This window comes from Thermogemmatispora carboxidivorans, from assembly GCF_000702505.1.
Classification (GTDB): Bacteria; Chloroflexota; Ktedonobacteria; order Ktedonobacterales; family Ktedonobacteraceae; genus Thermogemmatispora; species Thermogemmatispora carboxidivorans.
On record NZ_JNIM01000001.1, the window covers coordinates 5,092,821 to 5,110,107 of the forward strand.

Below are 17,287 nucleotides of genomic sequence, written 5' to 3' on the forward strand. Positions count from 1 at the left end.
CCTCGCGACCGTTGAGGCAGCTAGATGAGATGGAGAAGACAGGGCAGCCCGTTACCTGGCTGGTTTGCTGGCCGGAGGAGCAGAGATTTCCATGCATAGTATAACAAAAAGGGGAGGGCCCTCGACTAGCGCTGCGTTGTTTGCCAAAGATCGGGCCTGGTTCTCTCTTTTTCGCTGCTCTGCCCCTGCTCCTCAGCCTGCGCGCGCTATCTTAACCGCCCGATGGTACTTTCCTGCCAGCTTCTAGCTGAAGTCTCACAATCGGCAGAGGTTCAGAGTATTATCTCATCCAGATTGCATTGATCAAGATGCATTATTCGATGCAGGAGCCTTTCACCGCATTTCAGCAGGATTCAAGAGGGCGCCGGTTAGCATGCCAGTGGTCTGGCGCTCTCAAGGGGGGTCTGAACTTCAATGAAGCCACTGCTCAAAGAGGCAGTCAGGCCAGCCCTGACTGGTCTGGAGTCCGAACGCCGACGAAGGCGTCGACGTTTCTCCCCGCTCATGTTGGTGGGGATTGCGGTGCCGCTGGTCCTGGCGCTGGCGAGCGGCGCCCTCTATCTGCTCCCACGACTCACCGGCTCACAGGCAGCCGCGCCCGCCAATACCGATTGTACGCTGATTGTACCGCCCCATCCGCTCACGGCGCAGGGTCTGGCCACGCCCTATCAGCTTGTGGCAACGAATGCGGCCCGTGGTCCTTGCCACGAGGCCAATCCTGATCAAGCGGCCTTTGTCCAGGCGGCAGTCATCGACCCGGCGACGGGGCGACTTGCTATTTGTAATCCTCTGGTGGTCGACCGCGGTCAGAAGCCGGCGCTGGCCCCGGTGGTGCCGCACCTGCCCGCAGGGGGGGTGGTGGCGCTCTGGTTCGGTTTCAACGGCGAGAATTTGACGCTGCGCAGCAGCGGCAATAGCCTGGCCGAAGGCCACTGTGTGAATGGCATTCGCGGCTCGCTTTTCGGCCAGTTCGCCTATTGCAACGCGCCCGCTTTCTTTGCCGCCGCCAATCAGGCCATGCGAGCCGGCAAGTTGAAGCCCCCGCCGCTAGGACGGGCTCGCGATGGTCTTCCCTGCCCCAGCGTGCGCGATTTTTCGCTGGTCGACCAAGACCAGAGCGATAATGTCACAACGGCCTATCTGGTCACCAGAGATGGGCGCATAGCTCAGATGACACGCCACGCCATCGCCGTGCTCCAGCATGCTCAGCCCCAGGTGAATGGCAGCGATAACCGTCTGCTGGCGCTCGGGCTGGACGGTGCCCTGGGCTGCACCCCCTGGATGGCTCCCGATCTGGCCGATCCAGGCCAGATGACAACAGCCCTGCCCCTCAACGAGCTGCAGGCCGCCGTTTGGCAGCGGGCCCCGGTCGCCCTGGTTCCTAATGGCGACCCGATGGCGACCGTTGATGGCCATCCCAACCTGGCGAAGCTCAACGCCTACCGCGCCGGTGTCGATCAGCCCCAGGTGCGCGATCAGGTCTACGCCAGCACAACCCTCTATTGCGCCAACCTGCTGGCTGTCGCTCCGCTGCGCCTGCTCGTCGACGCTTCGCTGACGAAAACTCGTCCCTCTCCCGATCCAGCGGTGGCTAACTCACTCTTTACCTTCCTGGCCCAGCGCTTCATTACGACCTTTGAAGCCGATGGTCTCAACTGCACCAGGCTGTTGCATGTCCCCGACCCGGTGCAGGTTCAGCGCACGCCACAGGGCGTCGCTATCGCGGCCACGATCAATGGCGAGGTCATTAACACCCCGCTCGACTGTAACGTCAATGGCACGCTGGTGGTAGGCTGCAATGGCACGGCCACCCTCAACGGTCAGACCTGTAGCCTGATGAGCGATCGGCGCACCCATCAGATTGTGGTCACCTGCCCGGCCACTCAGCGCCAGTGAGCGAGGAGAAGGGGGATCTCGACACGGCCTGACTCCCAAAAAGAGGAGAGCAGGCAGGAAGAAGGTGCGTCTAACCTGCTTGCTCTCTCTGCTGCTGCCGGGGAGCCTGTCACTGCCCCCCCTGGCAGCGGCTCGCGCGCTGCTATTCTACGCTATCATACATGCTTATGCTGCCGGACAGACCGTGATGAGGAAGGAAGCCGGCTAGCTTCCAGCCTCAAGCTGAGCCTGGGCCTGAGCTACCAACTCCTCAACGGAAGGCCGCCCTGGGAAGGTTGGGTAGACACTCACCTTGCGCTGCGTGCGCGAGGCATGGCCAAACTTCACATACCCGTCGATGAGCGCAAATAGCGTGTAATCGCGCCCAACTCCTACATTATCGCCAGGCTTGATCTTCGTACCGCGCTGGCGTACGATAATGGTCCCAGCGGTCACAAGCTGGCCATCGTAGCGCTTCACACCCAGGCGCTTCGCCTTGCTATCGCGACCATTGCGCGAGCTACCAACACCTTTTTTATGCGCCATAGCTGGTAAACCTCACGATCTCTACTCTACTCTTCGCTTGAGGCTTGAGAAGCTTCACCCTCCTGGGACCGCACGCGGCGACGGCGACGAGTCCGGGCCTGCCCCTCTTCCTCGGCGGGACTGGCAGCAGTCTCGGCGGCAGCTCCCTGCTCTTCAGCCGCGGGCCGCAGAGCCGCCCCCGACACCGGCCTGCCCTGCTCAGCCGCAGCGGGGGCCTGGCCGGTCACAAGGCTCACTCCGTCGAGCAGGATGTCATCGATCGTCACGATGCTAATCTCCTGGCGATGACCCCGGCGACGGCGATAGCGCTTCTTCGACTTATACTTGAAAACAACAATTTTATCGCCCCGTGCATGCTGCTTGACAGTAGCCAACACGGTGGCGTTCTCCACGAGTGGACGCCCAATCAGGGTGCGATCAGCGTCCGAGAGCAGCAGGACATCGCCAATGCGGATCTGGGCGCCCTCCTGCACGGGGAGGCGATTGACCTCCAGGGTCTCGCCTACCTCAACTTTGAATTGTCTCCCACCACTTTGAATAACTGCGAACATTGCTTCTGTTCGGCTCCTTTACCTCTACCTCCGCTCATTCACGCTGTGCGGCAATCACTTCTGCCAGGCGTCAATCGCCACTCACCTTGCTGTCCGCGTTAAGTCAACAGCCGGAATGAGTGACGGCCTACAGACAACAGGTAGGCGGCGGGATACGTCGAAGGCGTGGGTGGAGGCCTTCGGCACAGTTCCCAGGCCGTGCGCACGACAATGTTCGCTTATCCCCATTGGTCGAGCAGCGGACAGAACGGCGCTTGGGAAGGTGCGACCTCATTCGGTCTCTTCTGCCTGTCTGTCCATCTGCTCACCAGAACAGAGCGCACACGGCCAGCTACTACGATCTGGATACGATCTCGGTTAGGGCCTGGAGAGGAGCGCGTCTTTTGCCCTGCCCGTTTCTAGCAGGCCAGGAGCGCTGATCTCAGCCGCCATCTCGGGCGAGACTGTCTGGCGCGAGGCAAACCCTGGCCTGATGGACCTGACTGACACGCTCTGCCGTCACGGACGGTCTTGCCGCCTATGTCTGGGCGGGAGCGGATGCTTGTTTACAGTGCGCAGCCAGCGCTGCAGCGACAGGGCTGGACTGCGACACCCGAGAGCGATACTTTGGATGCTTTGTCATGATAGCAAGCCCACAAGCGCTTTGTCAAGCACGGGTCCGCTCGCCCACCTCGCCCGGCCAGCCGGGACGAGGCGCTGCTCTCTGTCCCGGCAGGATTCTATAGGCCATATGGTAGGCAGGGCCAGGGTAGCCAAACATGTGGTCAGCCCGTGCTATGATATGCTATAGTTGTGGTAGTCAGCGGTGTCGACCGCCCGGTCAAGCCGCTTGCCAGGCCAGATCGGAGCGCGTTGCAGTGATGGAAAGAAAAAGCGGGCAGATCGAACGGCCCGAGCTGGAGCGCTATTCGGACAGCCCCCTTTTCAATACGAAAGCGGTCGTTCAGCAGACTGGTGTACCGGCACCTACACTGCGAGCCTGGGAGAGTCGCTACGCCATTCTCTCACCAGAGCGAGCCACTAACGCCTATCGTCTCTATTCCGAGCGCGATATCGTCCTCATTCGCTGGCTCAAAGAGCGCATTGACAGTGGCATGGCCATCAGCCAGGCGGTGGCTCTCTGGCGTCATCTGGAGGAGGAATATCAGAAAGCGCGCCAACTCCAGCAGATGGCCGCTGAGTGGCCAGATGAGCGCCGCCCGGCCTTCCATATTGCCCTGCCGCTTGCAGCAACACCAGCCCGTCCAGAAGGAGGCGGCAGCCCCCAAACGACAGCAGAGCCACAGCTCCCGAGCAGCGTCAGCCCGTCTGCTTCCAGCAGCACACTGCCGGCAAACGCCACTCCTGCCTTGCACAACATTCGCAGAGTACAGGAGGAGCTGATTGATGCCTTTAAGTACCTGGATGACATCCGTGCTCAGCGTCTCCTGGCCTCGTTGCTGGCCATCTACCCGGTCGAGCAGGTCTGCGCTGAGGTGGTGACGCCAGTGCTCTGGCAGGTCGGTCACCTCTGGGAGACAGGCCGTCTCAGTGTGGCCATCGAGCATTTCGCCAGCAATTTCTTCCGCGGCTTCCTCACAAACCTGCTCTATATTTCCGTGAACGAGAATCACGGGCCGCTCATCATCTGCGGCTGCGCGCCGGGCGAGCCTCACGAGCTGGCCTCGCTGATGCTTGCCTTGCTCCTGCGTCGCGCCGGGATGCGCACGATCTACCTCGGCCAGAGCATCGAGATCAGTAGCTTGCTGGAAGTGGTGCGCGAGATGCAGCCGGTCATGCTCTGCATCTCGGTCACGATGCCGGCCTACGTGGCGACCCTGATCGACCTGGCACGCCGCTTACAGGAACAGCCTGAGCCGCGTCCCCTGCTGGTTTTCGGCGGACAGGCTTTTCTCTACCATAGCGAGCTAGCCCACCACGTACCTGGTGGCCTCTACCTGAGCGGTCCCATCCAGCAGGTCGTTCACGAGCTGCGCCAGGTTCTGCAAGATTACCTGGCCACTGGCCCAACGCGCTCACAGGAGTCGCAGAGCAATATCGATCCTGATGCCAACAGCCCCCCGGGCGGGGCCCTGCCCTCCTTCTCACCGATACGCCCCGCGCCCTAGCACCATGACTTGACAGGTCCCTGCCCCTTCCGCTTAACTGTCTGTATGGCGACGGCGCGGGCCGGGCGCCCTGGCTTGCGCTCCCCCCAGCGGATGGCAAGCAGCCAGCATGGCAAGGGCCTTGGTCCGCGGCATCAGCGCCCTCCTATCCTGCTACAAGCTAGACAGGGAACAGGCAACAGGTAACGGGACAGCTTAGACAGGCTTGAAGCGAAAGGGAAGAACAATAATGGATGCAGCTCTCTCCGATGTCCTCGTCGTCGATCTCTCGCGCGTGTTGGCGGGTCCCTATTGCACAATGATTCTCGGCGATCTCGGGGCCACAGTGATCAAGGTCGAGCAGCCAGGCAAAGGCGACGACACGCGCCAGTTCGGTCCGCCCTACATCGCCGGCGAGAGCGCCTACTATTTGGGACTCAACCGCAACAAGCTGAGCATCACCCTGGATTTCACGCGCGAAGACGATCGTCAACGCCTCCTAGAGCTGATTAAGAAGGCGACCGTTCTGGTGGAGAACTTCCGCCCCGGGACGCTGGCCCGCTATGGCCTGGGATATGAGGATGTGCGCGAGATCAATCCCGGTTTGATCTATTGCTCGATCAGCGGCTATGGCCAGACCGGCCCTTATGCCCAGCGCGCCGGCTACGACTTCGTCGCCCAGGCCGAGTCGGGCATCATGGCAGTGACCGGCGAGGTCGATGGGGAGCCGATGCGCGTGGGCACACCTGTCGGTGACCTGACCGCCGGCACGTTCGCCTGTATCGCTATTCTGACAGCCCTGCGCGTGCGCGATCGCACGGGCCGCGGCCAGCATATCGATATCTCACTGCTGGAAGCCACGATTACGCTGCTGGGCAATGTGGCCTCTAACCACCTGATCTCGGGCGAGGAGGCTCAGCGCTATGGCAATGGTCACCCCAATATCGTGCCCTATCAGGCCTTCCGCACGCGCGATGGCTATATTGTGATCACCTGCGGCAACGATCGCCTCTTCCGTTCACTGTGCCGCCTGCTCGGTCACGAGGAGCTGGCTGACGATCCGCGTTTCGCGACGAATCCCCAGCGCGTGCGCAACCGCGAGGCCCTGATTCCGATCTTGCAGGAGGTATTGCTCACGAAGGAGAGCGAGAGCTGGCTGCAAGAGCTGCGCGAGGCCGGCATCCCTTGCGGAGCGATCAACAAGGTCAGCGAGGTCTTCCGCGATCCGCATATCGAGGCCCGCGGCTTCGTCTGGGAGTGCGAGCACCCAACGGCGGGGCCCATCAAGCTGGTTGGCTCACCACTGCGCCTGTCTGAGACCCCGGCCCGACTCTATAAGGCACCTCCCTTGCTCGGCGAGGATAATGAGAAGGTCTGACCCGGTCCGTCTATCCGTTCCCTCGCTTGCCCCAGAGAATGATCAACTAGAACCCATTGCAATGGAAGGTCCACCAGGAGGGAGCAGGCAGGATTCTCTCCACCGGCCCCTCACAAGGGCGGCCTGGCTCGCGAGCCAGGCCCGCCCGCGAGCGAAACACGCCGGGTCACCAGCGTAGCGACAAATGGGTCTGACTGTTGTCCCCCTCGACCCCATAGGATATACTAATCGAGGACATAATGGTGTATCTGGAGGAAGAACGTGAAATTCACTTGTAAGCAGCAGGATTTGAGCCGTGGTCTCTCAGTAGTAAGCCACGCTGTCTCAAGCCGCAGCACTCTGCCGATCCTGGCCAATGTGCTGCTGAGCGCGGAGCAGGGGCGGCTGAAGTTGGCGGCGACCAATTTGGAGATCGGTATCAATTGCTGGGTTGAGGCCCAGATCGAGGAGGAGGGCACAACGACAGTCCCGGCCCGCCTCTTCACGGAGCTGGTCAATAGCCTTCCCCAGGGAGCGGTCCAGGTCACGGCCCAGGCCGATACCCACGTGGTCAATCTGCAGTGCCTGGGTCTGGGCATCAATACGAATGTCAAGGGCATGGACCCCTCCGAGTTCCCGCTGATTCCGACCGCCGAGGGAGGCGAGCCGCCGATTTTGTTGGAGGCTCCTCTGCTCAAGGAGATGATCAGTCAGGTGGCCTTTGCCGCAGCCAAGGACGAGTCGCGCCCTGTTTTCACAGGCGTGCTGGTGCAGGTCCGCGACGAGCAGGTGACCTTTGTGGCCGCCGATGCTTTCCGCCTGGCCACGCGGACGGCGCCGCTGCCGGGAGCCGCCGAGCCACGCGAGGATATCTTGATCCCAGCGCGCACCCTGACTGAGCTGGCGCGCATCCTGCCCAATGAGGGCCCGGTTGAGATGATCGTCACCCCCAACCATCGTCAGGTGCTCTTCCATACGGAGCAGATCGACCTCGTCTCTCGCCTGCTCGATGGCACCTTCCCCAACTACCGCGCCATCATTCCGGCGGAGTATAAGACGCGCGCGGTGCTCGAGACAAAGGCACTGACCGAGCGTGTCAAGGCCGCCGCCCTCTTCGCGCGCAATAGCTCGAATATTACGCGCCTGAAGATCTCGCCACAGGGCTCCAACGGCTCGGAGACCGGTTCGGTGACGATAGAGGCGACCGCTGAGGATCTGGGCGATACGACCAGTACGCTGAATGCCGCCGTCGACGGCGAGGAGATTCAGATTATTTTCAATGTGGATTACCTGGTCGATGTGCTCAATGTCTTGGATGCACCGGAGGTGGCTCTGGAAGTGACGTCGCCCATGCGCCCCGGCGTCTTACGCCCGGTGGATGCCACAGACTATACGTACGTCATTATGCCCATGCATACGAATCGCAGCTGATTGGCGGGCCTGCTCGCCCCGCTCTTTTGTCCTGTCAGGAAGGGATCGGCGAGGGCGCCCGCCTGGCCCGCCTGGCCCGCCTGGCCCGCCTGCCAGCTCTCGCCCTGCAGGCCAGACCTGGGCCGTTGCTACGCCAGTGCTCCGACGACGCTCGCTCCGTTAGAGGCTGGACCTCCCTCGTTGGTCGACTGCCAGCAGTGAAGGGAGGCTTTTTTAGCGTGGCCTCTCGTTCCCGCCACTGCTCGTGTGGCAAGGCAGGCGGTTCATTACCAGGTGAGCCGGAATTGCCTGTCACGGCTGTTTTTATTGGAGACAGGTAGGTAGATGGAGCCTCGATGCACCTCGTACATCTCGCGCTGACCGACTTTCGCAACTACAGACAGCTTGATCTGCCGCTGGGGCCGGGCCTTTTTCTCTTCTGCGGAGACAACGCTCAGGGCAAGACAAACCTGCTGGAAGCCGTCTCGATGATCGCGACGAGTACTTCGTTTCACGCTACGGCAGATCGCGAGGTGGTGAACTGGTATGCGCCCGACCATCTGGCTCGCCTCGATGCCCGCGTCCGGCGACGCGATGGCGAGTTGCATGTGGAGATCATTATCTTCGATCCAACGCCTCCGCTCCTGGGCAGTGGCGAGCAGGCGCTTCGCCCGCCTCACTGGCCCGGCGGTACGCAGCGCAAACGCATCAAGATCAACGAGGTGCCCCGCCGGGCGCTCGATCTGATCGGCAGCATGACTAATGTGCTCTTCGCCCCCGCCGATCTCCATCTGGTCGATGGCTCGCCCGACGAGCGCCGACGTTTTATCGATCGCAGTCTATGCCAGGTGCGGCCCCGCTATTGCCAGGCGCTGCAGCAGTATCGGAAGATCATTATGCAGCGCGCCGCTCTGCTGAAGCGTATCCGCGACTACCACGAAGATCCTCGCCTGCTGGACTACCTCGACGAGCGCTTGACGCTGCTGGCTACGATGATCATGTTCGAGCGCGAGCGCATGCTCTCGGCCCTCAATGAGCTGGCGGCGCCGTTCCAGGAGCAACTGAGTGAAGGACGCGAGCAGCTGCAGGTTGTCTATCGCCCCTCCTTCCGCCCCCATCCGCAGCGCTCGCTTACGGAGGCTCAGGAGCATTACCTGCGACAGCTCCACGCTGTGCGGCAAAAGGAGATCCACCAGGGAGTCTGCTTGCTGGGGCCGCACCGAGACGATCTGGAGTTTTTGGTCAATGGGATGAGTGTGATCACCTACGGCTCGCGCGGACAGCAACGCACGGTAGCCCTGGCGACAAAGTTCGCCGAGCTGGCCTATATGCGGGCCGCGACCGGAGAAGAGCCGGTGCTGCTGCTGGACGATGTTTTCAGCGAGCTGGATCAGCGGCGACGGGAGCAGCTCTTGCAGGCCATCCTCAATCATGAGCAGGTGCTGCTGACCACGACTGACGCCGCCCATTTTCCCCCAGAGGTGCTAGAGCGGGCTTCCAGGTTCCAGGTCGTCAACGGCCAGCTTCACCCCTGGTAAAGCAGCCCCCTGACCTGGGTAGGCCTGGCCAGCCCCAGGGCCTGGTCAGGCCAAGACCTTTGTCCCTTGTACCTTGTGCGCGCCTTCTCCTCAGTGCTCTGCCTCGCTATCGGAGGAGGCCGCCGAGCGCTCGCGAGCCTCTCCGGCGGTCCATAGCTCGGGAGTGGCGCCAGCGGCTGGACCCTGGGCAGCGGGGGAACGCCCAGCCAGGCCAGGCGCGGGCGGATTGACGCCGAGATGCTCATAGGCCAGGCGCGTGGCCACTCGCCCACGCGGGGTGCGGGCAAGAAAGCCGAGCTGGAGCAGGTATGGCTCGTAGACATCCTCGATCGTCTCCGGGTCCTCACTCGTGCTGGCCGCCAGCGTCTCGAGGCCGACCGGCCCTCCATCAAACTTATGGATAATAGTCAGCAAGAGATGGCGGTCAGTCTGGTCCAGACCAATGTGATCGATCTCCAGGGCATCGAGGGCGGCACGGGCGATCTCGCGCGTAATCACGCCGTCAGCCTTGACCTGAGCATAATCGCGCACGCGCCGCAGGAGACGGTTGACGATGCGCGGTGTGCCTCGGGCCCGGGTTGCGATTTCTTCAATGCCCTCCTCCTCGGCAGGGACACGCAGGATGCGCGCCGAGCGGCGCAGAATCTGCTTGAGGGCTTCAACATTGTAATATTCCAGGCGATAGATGGCCCCGAAGCGGTCGCGTAACGGGGCAGAAAGGGCGCCAACGCGCGTTGTGGCCCCGACCACGGTGAAGGGCGGCAAAGAGATCCGCAGTGAGCGAGCCCCCGGCCCCTTGCCAATCACCACATCGATGGCGAAGTCCTCCATCGCCGAATAGAGACGCTCCTCCACGGCACGCGCGAGCCGATGGATCTCATCAATAAAGAGCACCTCGCCCTCTTGTAGCGAGGTCAGGATAGAGGCGAGATCGCCGGCGTGCTCGATGGCTGGACCCGAGGTCGTTTTCAGACTGACCCCCATCTCGGCGGCAATAATGTTACAGAGCGTGGTCTTGCCCAGGCCGGGCGGCCCATAGAGCAGGACATGATCTACAGGCTCATTCCTGCGCCGGGCCGCCTCCAGCAAAATAGCCAGATTCTCCTTAATGCGCTCTTGGCCAATATATTCAGACAAGCGGCGGGGGCGCAGACTGCTCTCGATAATCTCCTCTTCCTGGCTCACGCGCGGCGAGACGAGCCGGTCGCTCATAGTTCTCTCCTAGTGATCTCTCTCCTGTATCTGATTCGGCCAGCGTCGGGGACTGCTCCATCGGCTGTCATCCAGGAGGCACGGTATGGTGTTGCCCACCTTCCTCCGCTCTCAGCTGAGAAGCCTCTTTCCACCCAACCCAGGGTTTCCCTACCTTTCCTATCTCTTCGGAGAAGGAGCATTCAGTATCATCCCTCTCCCTCTCTTTCTTTCCCTACATTATAGCAGCGGAAGCCCGGGGGAGAAAGCGCCTGGCTGGCCTTAATTGGGCTGCCGCGGCGGATCGATGGGCGCCTGGCTGCGCGGGGTCAGCAGGCCAGCTGAGCAGAGAGAAGGGCAGGAAGCAAGAGAGCGCAGAGCATCTGGCCATGCAAAAGTACCATTCCAGCGAGGCTCCTTGACACTGGTACGTTGCTCTCCTACAATCGATCCACGAAAGACCTAGCGAGAGGATAAGGTAAGGAAGGAAGAAGAGGATCGAGGATGATCAACCGCTCCAGCCGCTACGCCGTCGCTCAGCCTTCCCGTCCACCTTCACGAGTCTGGCTTTCCGCTCGAGCCACTGCCACTGCCACAGCCGGTGGTCATCGCAGCAATGGTGTAGCGACAGCGACAGCAGCAAAAGCAGCGACGGGGGTCCTGGCCGTGTCCACACCTGGAACGACGCTTTATGTTTACCGCGACCATCGCAACTGGGTGCGTACGCTGGACTGGTCGCCCGATGGGACCTGTATCGCTTCTGCCAGCATGGACGGCACAGTGCAAGTCTGGGAGGCCGCCACGGGCAGCGAGCGCTTTACCTATACTGGTCACCGGGGCCAGGTCTTGACGCTGGCCTGGTCGCCTAACGGGGCCTATGTAGCAACAGGCGGCAACGATCGGACCATGCAGATATGGAATGCCGCCGATGGCGAGCGACTGCTCTCGCGCCGTGACCACGCGCGCTACATTCTGGCCCTGGCCTGGTCTCCAGTAGGGGCCAGGCTGGCTTCTGGCAGCGAAGATGGCCTGGTGGAGATTTGGAGCCTGAAGGACGGCGATATTATCTTTACCTACGGCGGCCACAGTCATAAGGTGCTGGCCCTGGCCTGGTCGCCAGAGGGACAGTGTGTCGCCTCGGCCTCCTGGGATGGCACCCTCCAGGTCTGGGAGGCGAGCAATGGCCAGCAGCGCTTCGCTCCTTTGCAGCATGGTACTCCACTAGGGGCCTTAGCCTGGTCGCCTGACGGCCAGTATCTGGCCTGCGGCGGCTTCGGAGGCCAGGTCTATCTTTGGAATGCTGCCACGGGCGAGGCTCTCTGCAGCTACGTGGCTCATCCCGGCTGGGTTAATGCCCTGGCCTGGTCCCCTGACGGGCGCTACCTGGCCTCTGGCGGGGATGACGGGAAAGTCCACCTCTGGGAGCTGGCCGCACGCGAGATTACCTTTACTTACGCCGGTCACAGCGATCAAGTCAATGCCTTGGCCTGGTCCCCTGATGGAAGCTACATCGCCTCCGCCGGCGATGATCAGACCGTGCAAGTCTGGTTCACTCCTTGACTGCCCGGACGATGACCAGCGGCATTAAGCCGCCCCCTTCATGGCGCCTGGAAACGACGCGCAGCCCGGCCTCGGTGAGCGTGGTAAGTGTGGCCCGATTCCAGTGACAGTTGCCTGCACAGCGCCTCATCAGAGGCGTCAGCAGGTCTTGTAGCCGCGCCGTCACAGGGCTGGCTGCGCGTACGTGCTCTGCCAGGAGCAAGAGGCCACCTGGCTTGAGCACACGCCGAATCTCGGCGAAGCCCCGCGCCGGCTCCTCAACCGAACAAAAGACCAGCGTGGCAACCACGCTATCGAACGTTTCGTCAGCAAAGGGCAGATCCTCTACCCGGGCCTGGTGCAGCTGTAGAGGCACAAGGGCCTCCCCCTGGCGCCGTCGCGCATAGCGCAGCATAGCCGGGTCTGGTTCGACGGCCTCGATCCTCTCCACACGACGAGGGTCGTAATAGGCGAAGTTTAGCCCCGTGCCAGCCCCCACCTCCAGTACATGGCCCTGGGCTGCCCCTACGATTTCCCTTCTGAGGGCCTTCTCCCACGCTCCTCCCGCCCGGCTCAGTCGCTCGTAAACGGCGGCAAAAAGCGGATGATGAATACTCTGCATGGCGTTTGACAGCTTTCTTGAGAGAATGTTACTATAGCTGAGAGCGCGAGCCGACTCTCCTACACCGGCAACCTGCGCGCCTCAGCTAACGTGCACTATACAGAAGCACGCAACGCAACGACGACCGGAGACCGTGGCCCCAGTCTCTGTCTGCGTCCTGGTCGGCCCGGCTCCTCTCTCAACGGAGTAACGTAACGGATGAACAACGACGATGCTACTCCCATCTATTGCGACCGCTGCGGCCAGGCCAATCGCTCACAGGCTCGCTTCTGCTTCCACTGCGGGCAGCCCTTGCCAGAGCACCCCCTCTCGACGATGCCCGGGATCGAGAGGGAAACCGCGTCTGATGTGAGTGCCAGCACCGGCAAGCTCCCGCTCAATCATCTGCTGCGGCAGCGCTACCGCATCGTGGCTCTGCTCGGCAAGGGCGGCATGGGAGCCGTCTATCGCGCTCAGGATACGCAGTTTGGCGACCGCCCGGTGGCAATCAAGGAGATGAGCCAGAGCGGTCTAACCCCGGAAGAGATCGCTGAAGCAGCGGCGGCCTTCAAGCAGGAGGCTCTGCTCCTGGCGAACCTGATGCATCCTAATCTGCCGCGCATCTACGATCATTTCTCGGAAGAGGGACAGTGGTACCTGGTGATGGATTTCATCGAGGGCGAGTCTCTGGAGCAGCATTTGCTGCGCTGGCAGCGGGAGCATCCACATGGCCCGCCCGGCCTGCCGATTGCCGAGGTGCTGGATATCGGCATTCAGCTCAGCTCGGTGCTCGGCTATCTCCATAGCCGCCAGCCACCGATCATTTTCCGCGATCTGAAGCCGAGCAACGTGATGCGCACCGCCGAGGGCCATCTCTACCTGATCGATTTTGGCATCGCTCGCCACTTTAAGCCAGGGCAGGTGCGCGATACCCGCGCTTTCGCCTCTTGGGGCTACGCCGCCCCCGAACAGTATGGCAAGGCGCAGACGACGCCGCGCTCCGATGTCTATAGCCTGGGCGCCACGTTGCACCACCTGCTGACCGGCCAGAATCCTACGCAGTCCCCTTTCCGCTTTACGGCAATGCACTCCTATACCCAGCCGCTGGAGTACGAGCTGGAGAAGCTGATTATGCTGATGGTCAGCCTCGATGAGCAGCAGCGCCCAGCTTCGATGGCCGCTATTAAGCAGGAGCTGCAGCGCATCGCTGCGCTTCAGACAAGCGGCCAGCTTATCAATCAGTCGCAGACGCTGCCCTCGCTGACGGCGGCCTCGTCGGAGACGCCCGCCCCTGCTTCGCCGGCAGCTCCTGCCGGTGCAGGCCCGACGCCCGAGGTGATCTCGACGCCGGTACCAACGCCAGCGCCTGGCGCCTCCTCTATTACCCCACGCCTGGAGGTGTCGCCATCAACCCCAATGCCTGGCCGGCGCCTCTATACCTACAGTGGCCACAGCGAGCGCGTCTTTGCCCTGGCCTGGTCCCCTGACGGGCGCCGCCTGGTCTCTGGTGGCTACGATCACACCCTTCAGGTCTGGGACGCCACGACGGGACGGGAGATCTTCGCTTACCGCGGCCATCAAGAGCCGGTACGCACCGCCGCCTGGTCACCCGATGGGAACCATATCGCCTCGGGAAGCAACGATCATACGGCCCACGTCTGGGAGGCCGCCAGCGGACGCCGCGTGACAGCCTTCCGCGGCCACCAGGATTCGGTGATCTCGCTGAGCTGGTCCCCCAGCGGACACCTGATCGTCTCCGCCAGCCTGAGCAAGCAGGCCCTTGTGTGGGAAGCCATGACGGGGAAGCGCGTGGCGACATTGCGCGGCCATACGAGCCTGGTGAGCGCTGTGGCCTGGTCACCCGATGGAACGCGCATCGCCTCTGGCAGCCTGGATAAGACAGTGCGCATCTACGACGCCAGTTCCTGGGAGGTCATTTTCGTCTATCAGGGCCACTCCGACAGTGTCTCTACCCTGGTCTGGTCACCCGACAGCACACGCCTGGCCTCCGCCGGCGAAGATAAGACCGTCCAGGTCTGGGACGCCACCAACGGGCATCATATTTTAACATATACCAATCATAGCGATGAGGTGACAGCCCTGGCCTGGTCGCCCGACGGGACGCGCCTGGCCTCCGCCAGCGAAGATAAGACCGTCCAGGTCTGGGATGCCACGAGCGGCGATCACCTCCTGACTTATAGCGAGCACCCCGAGGACGTCAACGCCGTTGCCTGGTCACCCGATAGCACACGCCTGGCCTCCGCCGGCGACGACGGCCAGATCCACGTCTGGCAGGTAGCCTGATGAGCCAGGGACCCGGCCCACTCCCCCACCCAAGAAGGTGGGCTGCTGGCTCCCAGTTCCGCCCCTGTCCTTCCCGCCAAGGCCAGGCTTGGGAAAGACAGGGGTCCTTTCTGCTCGCCGACCAGCGCTCACTCGGGCTTCCAGAAGTCGAGGAGATACTCGAAGGTGGTGCCCATAGTGATATAATTGCTGGGCCAGCCGAAGATCCCCACACGATTGACAATATTGGTACGGTCCCAGATGATGATGTTACGTAGCTCATAGCCGGCCAGGCGCAGGGCCTCGATCACGGCCAGGTGGATGGTGATACGCTGGTTCTCCCACCACATGTCGGTAACATTGACCACACAATGAGCGCGCTTCCTGAGCAAGGGCCGTAGCCCGGCGAAGATTTCGCGCATGGCCTGAGCATAGGCCTCTAGCTCGAGCGTCCCCAGGTCTTCAGGCAGCTGGCTGTACTGCTCAACACGGTGGTATTGATCATTCTTCCGCGCCTGACCACGCCGGCTTTTGTTGAGGCGCACTCGATTGAGCAGGTTAGCGTAGGGGGGCGAGGTGACAATACAGGCAACACTTTCGGGGTCCAGGTACAAGGGAATGTTGCGCGCGTCGTCCTGAAGGGCCAACTGACGAGGCTGAATCGCCAGGGGCTCGCCAGGCAGCGACTCGCGGCTGAGCCGCTCCTCCGCCAGGGCAACGTAGTCAGGATGGATGTCGAAGCCAACGGCGTTGCGCCCAACATCACGGGCCGCAATGAGGGTGGTGCCACTGCCCATAAAGGGATCAAGCACGAGCTCGCCACGATGCGTGAAGAGTTCAATGCAGCGCCGCGCCAGGGCAATGGGGAAGGCCGCCGGATGCTTCTGCTTGTCGCGAATATCGCGTTTCTCGTAGGAGAACTGCCAGACGCCCAACTGGCATTTGATCCATTCTTTGGGCGTCAGGCAGTTGAGATGGGAGGGATCACAGTGGCAGGTACGTTGGCCACTAATCATGAGCTTCTTCGGTTGGGCTTTCATGAGGATGTTTGTCCCTCCCTTCCCGCTCCCCCGCTCGCTCGGAGACAGGCAGGGTAGAGTCTGGCAATCGCATCAGGGACGTGGACCAAGGCTCACAACCCGTCAGCCTGCTTGCCCTCGGCTGACTGGATCGATCTATCTACCTACTCTATTATTCTACCTCCTCATACTACGTTCTTTTGCGCCCAACAATAATCTGCCTGGTACCATTACCAAAAAGCCGCCGCTCGTAATCACCATAGATGGCCTCGACCGCGAAACCACTGGCAAGAAAGAGCAGCTGTAGCTCACGCGGAAAGTACATGTGGAGATCGAGCTGCGTCAGATAGCGCTCGTTCTCCCCCTGCTCGGAGAAACGTTCGTGAATCCAGACCATGTGCTCAAGCTGCTCACAGGGATCGTAGCGACGGCTACTGTAGATGAGCAGGGTGCTCTCATCAGCGGGATCGCTGATTTCGTCTTCCAGATAGAGCTGGGTGGGACGATTAAGAGCAGCGCTGAGATAGTCAAGGTTGGGAAGCAGGACATCGACAACAAAGCGCCCGCCGGGCGCCAGGTGATCATAGGTGCAGCGAAAGGCGGCCAGCTGCTCTTCAATGGTGTAGAGATGGCCAGCCGAGTTGAACGGCAGAAAGATCAGGTCAAAGTCGCCGCAGGAGGGCAAGTGATAGTTGCGCATGTCACCCTCATGGAGGATGACGCGGCGCTGCACCTCCAGCGGCTCGCCTCCGAGCTTGCGCCGGTAGGCAGCGAGCATCTGGGGCGAGCTATCCAGGCCCTCAACGAGCAGCTCGGGGAAGCTGCGCGCCAGGGGCAGGCCCAGACGCCCACTGCCACAGGCCAGCTCTAGCACATGTCTGGATCGATATTCCTTGATAAGCTCATGCCAGAAGGGTACATCCTGTTCGCTCTGGCTTTGATATTCCAGATCGTAATCCTCAGCTCGCTCGTAATACTCACCGACACAATAGGTCATACTGGTCCTCACCAGCCAGGCATCAACACAAGACGGTGCGTAAAGAGCAGGTCCAGTACAGGTCAGAGTACGGGCTTGCTACGCACAAATGCCCCTTTTGCAGGGGCAGTAGCAGAGACAGGGGAAACGGTTAGAGAAGGAAAACGATGGAGGAGAACGGCAGAGGAACCGCTCTCACCATCTACAGTAGAGTTTAACATATGGCGGGTCTGCAAGGCAAGGGGTCTTGAGCCTTCTCTTGATGGTGCCTTTCTCCTCTTTGGCAGATCCCGCTCTCCCGCTCCTTCGGCCCA

The 17,287-nt window shown here is 61.6% G+C and carries 13 protein-coding genes; 7 read left to right on the forward strand and 6 right to left on the reverse strand.

What is annotated here, in order from left to right; translation table 11 throughout:
- Window positions 1-414 precede the first annotated feature (414 nt).
- The gene (locus tag N688_RS20070) at window positions 415-1,896 is read left to right on the forward strand and encodes a hypothetical protein (protein ID WP_081839057.1); all 1,482 of its coding nucleotides are present in this window, start codon (window positions 415-417) and stop codon (window positions 1,894-1,896) included.
- A 204-nt stretch (window positions 1,897-2,100) separates the two neighbouring features.
- Here the strand turns inward: N688_RS20070 and rpmA are convergent, their stop codons facing one another.
- Both rpmA and rplU read right to left on the reverse strand, forming a co-directional pair.
- Window positions 2,101-2,421: a 50S ribosomal protein L27 gene (gene rpmA, locus N688_RS20075; protein WP_052890943.1), complete on the reverse strand. Its 321-nt coding sequence runs from the start codon at window positions 2,419-2,421 to the stop codon at window positions 2,101-2,103.
- A 26-nt stretch (window positions 2,422-2,447) separates the two neighbouring features.
- Window positions 2,448-2,972 (reverse strand): 50S ribosomal protein L21, encoded by a 525-nt coding sequence (gene rplU, locus N688_RS20080; RefSeq protein ID WP_052890944.1) that lies wholly within the window; start codon window positions 2,970-2,972, stop codon window positions 2,448-2,450.
- Window positions 2,973-3,832: 860 nt separating this feature from the next.
- On the opposite strand from rplU, the gene N688_RS20085 reads away from it, so the two are divergent.
- The 4 genes from N688_RS20085 to recF all read left to right on the forward strand — a co-directional run bounded on the left by N688_RS20085 (window position 3,833) and on the right by recF (window position 9,364).
- Entirely contained in the window at window positions 3,833-5,080 is a 1,248-nt protein-coding gene (locus N688_RS20085) for a MerR family transcriptional regulator (protein ID WP_052890945.1), read from the forward strand.
- Window positions 5,081-5,309: 229 nt separating this feature from the next.
- Window positions 5,310-6,437, forward strand: coding sequence for a CaiB/BaiF CoA transferase family protein (locus tag N688_RS20090; protein ID WP_052890946.1), 1,128 nt, complete (start codon window positions 5,310-5,312; stop codon window positions 6,435-6,437).
- 261 nt (window positions 6,438-6,698) lie between these two features.
- Complete coding sequence (dnaN, locus tag N688_RS20095) at window positions 6,699-7,847, forward strand: DNA polymerase III subunit beta (RefSeq protein ID WP_162179596.1); 1,149 nt, start codon at window positions 6,699-6,701, stop codon at window positions 7,845-7,847.
- A 335-nt stretch (window positions 7,848-8,182) separates the two neighbouring features.
- On the forward strand, window positions 8,183-9,364 hold the full coding sequence (gene recF, locus N688_RS20100) for a DNA replication/repair protein RecF (protein WP_052890948.1): 1,182 nt from the start codon (window positions 8,183-8,185) through the stop codon (window positions 9,362-9,364).
- Window positions 9,365-9,454: 90 nt separating this feature from the next.
- Here the strand turns inward: recF and ruvB are convergent, their stop codons facing one another.
- Window positions 9,455-10,576 carry a Holliday junction branch migration DNA helicase RuvB gene (gene ruvB / locus N688_RS20105; RefSeq protein ID WP_081839060.1) on the reverse strand — a complete coding sequence of 374 codons (1,122 nt, stop codon included), beginning with the start codon at window positions 10,574-10,576 and terminating at the stop codon, window positions 9,455-9,457.
- A gap of 483 nt (window positions 10,577-11,059) precedes the next feature.
- Here ruvB and N688_RS20115 point away from each other — a divergent pair, with 483 nt between their 5' ends.
- On the forward strand, window positions 11,060-12,115 hold the full coding sequence (locus N688_RS20115; RefSeq protein ID WP_052890950.1) for a WD40 repeat domain-containing protein: 1,056 nt from the start codon (window positions 11,060-11,062) through the stop codon (window positions 12,113-12,115).
- Here N688_RS20115 and N688_RS20120 read toward each other — a convergent pair.
- Window positions 12,105-12,716: a class I SAM-dependent methyltransferase gene (locus tag N688_RS20120; protein WP_052890951.1), complete on the reverse strand. Its 612-nt coding sequence runs from the start codon at window positions 12,714-12,716 to the stop codon at window positions 12,105-12,107. The genes N688_RS20115 and N688_RS20120 overlap by 11 nt on opposite strands.
- A 198-nt stretch (window positions 12,717-12,914) precedes the next feature.
- On the opposite strand from N688_RS20120, the gene N688_RS20125 reads away from it, so the two are divergent.
- Window positions 12,915-14,999: a WD40 repeat domain-containing serine/threonine-protein kinase gene (locus tag N688_RS20125; protein ID WP_052890952.1), complete on the forward strand. Its 2,085-nt coding sequence runs from the start codon at window positions 12,915-12,917 to the stop codon at window positions 14,997-14,999.
- 128 nt (window positions 15,000-15,127) lie between these two features.
- On the opposite strand, the gene N688_RS20130 is transcribed toward N688_RS20125, so the two are convergent.
- Window positions 15,128-16,018 carry a DNA methyltransferase gene (locus N688_RS20130; protein WP_052890953.1) on the reverse strand — a complete coding sequence of 297 codons (891 nt, stop codon included), beginning with the start codon at window positions 16,016-16,018 and terminating at the stop codon, window positions 15,128-15,130.
- 169 nt (window positions 16,019-16,187) lie between these two features.
- Entirely contained in the window at window positions 16,188-16,994 is an 807-nt protein-coding gene (locus tag N688_RS20135) for a class I SAM-dependent methyltransferase (RefSeq protein ID WP_052890954.1), read from the reverse strand.
- Window positions 16,995-17,287: the final 293 nt, after the last annotated feature.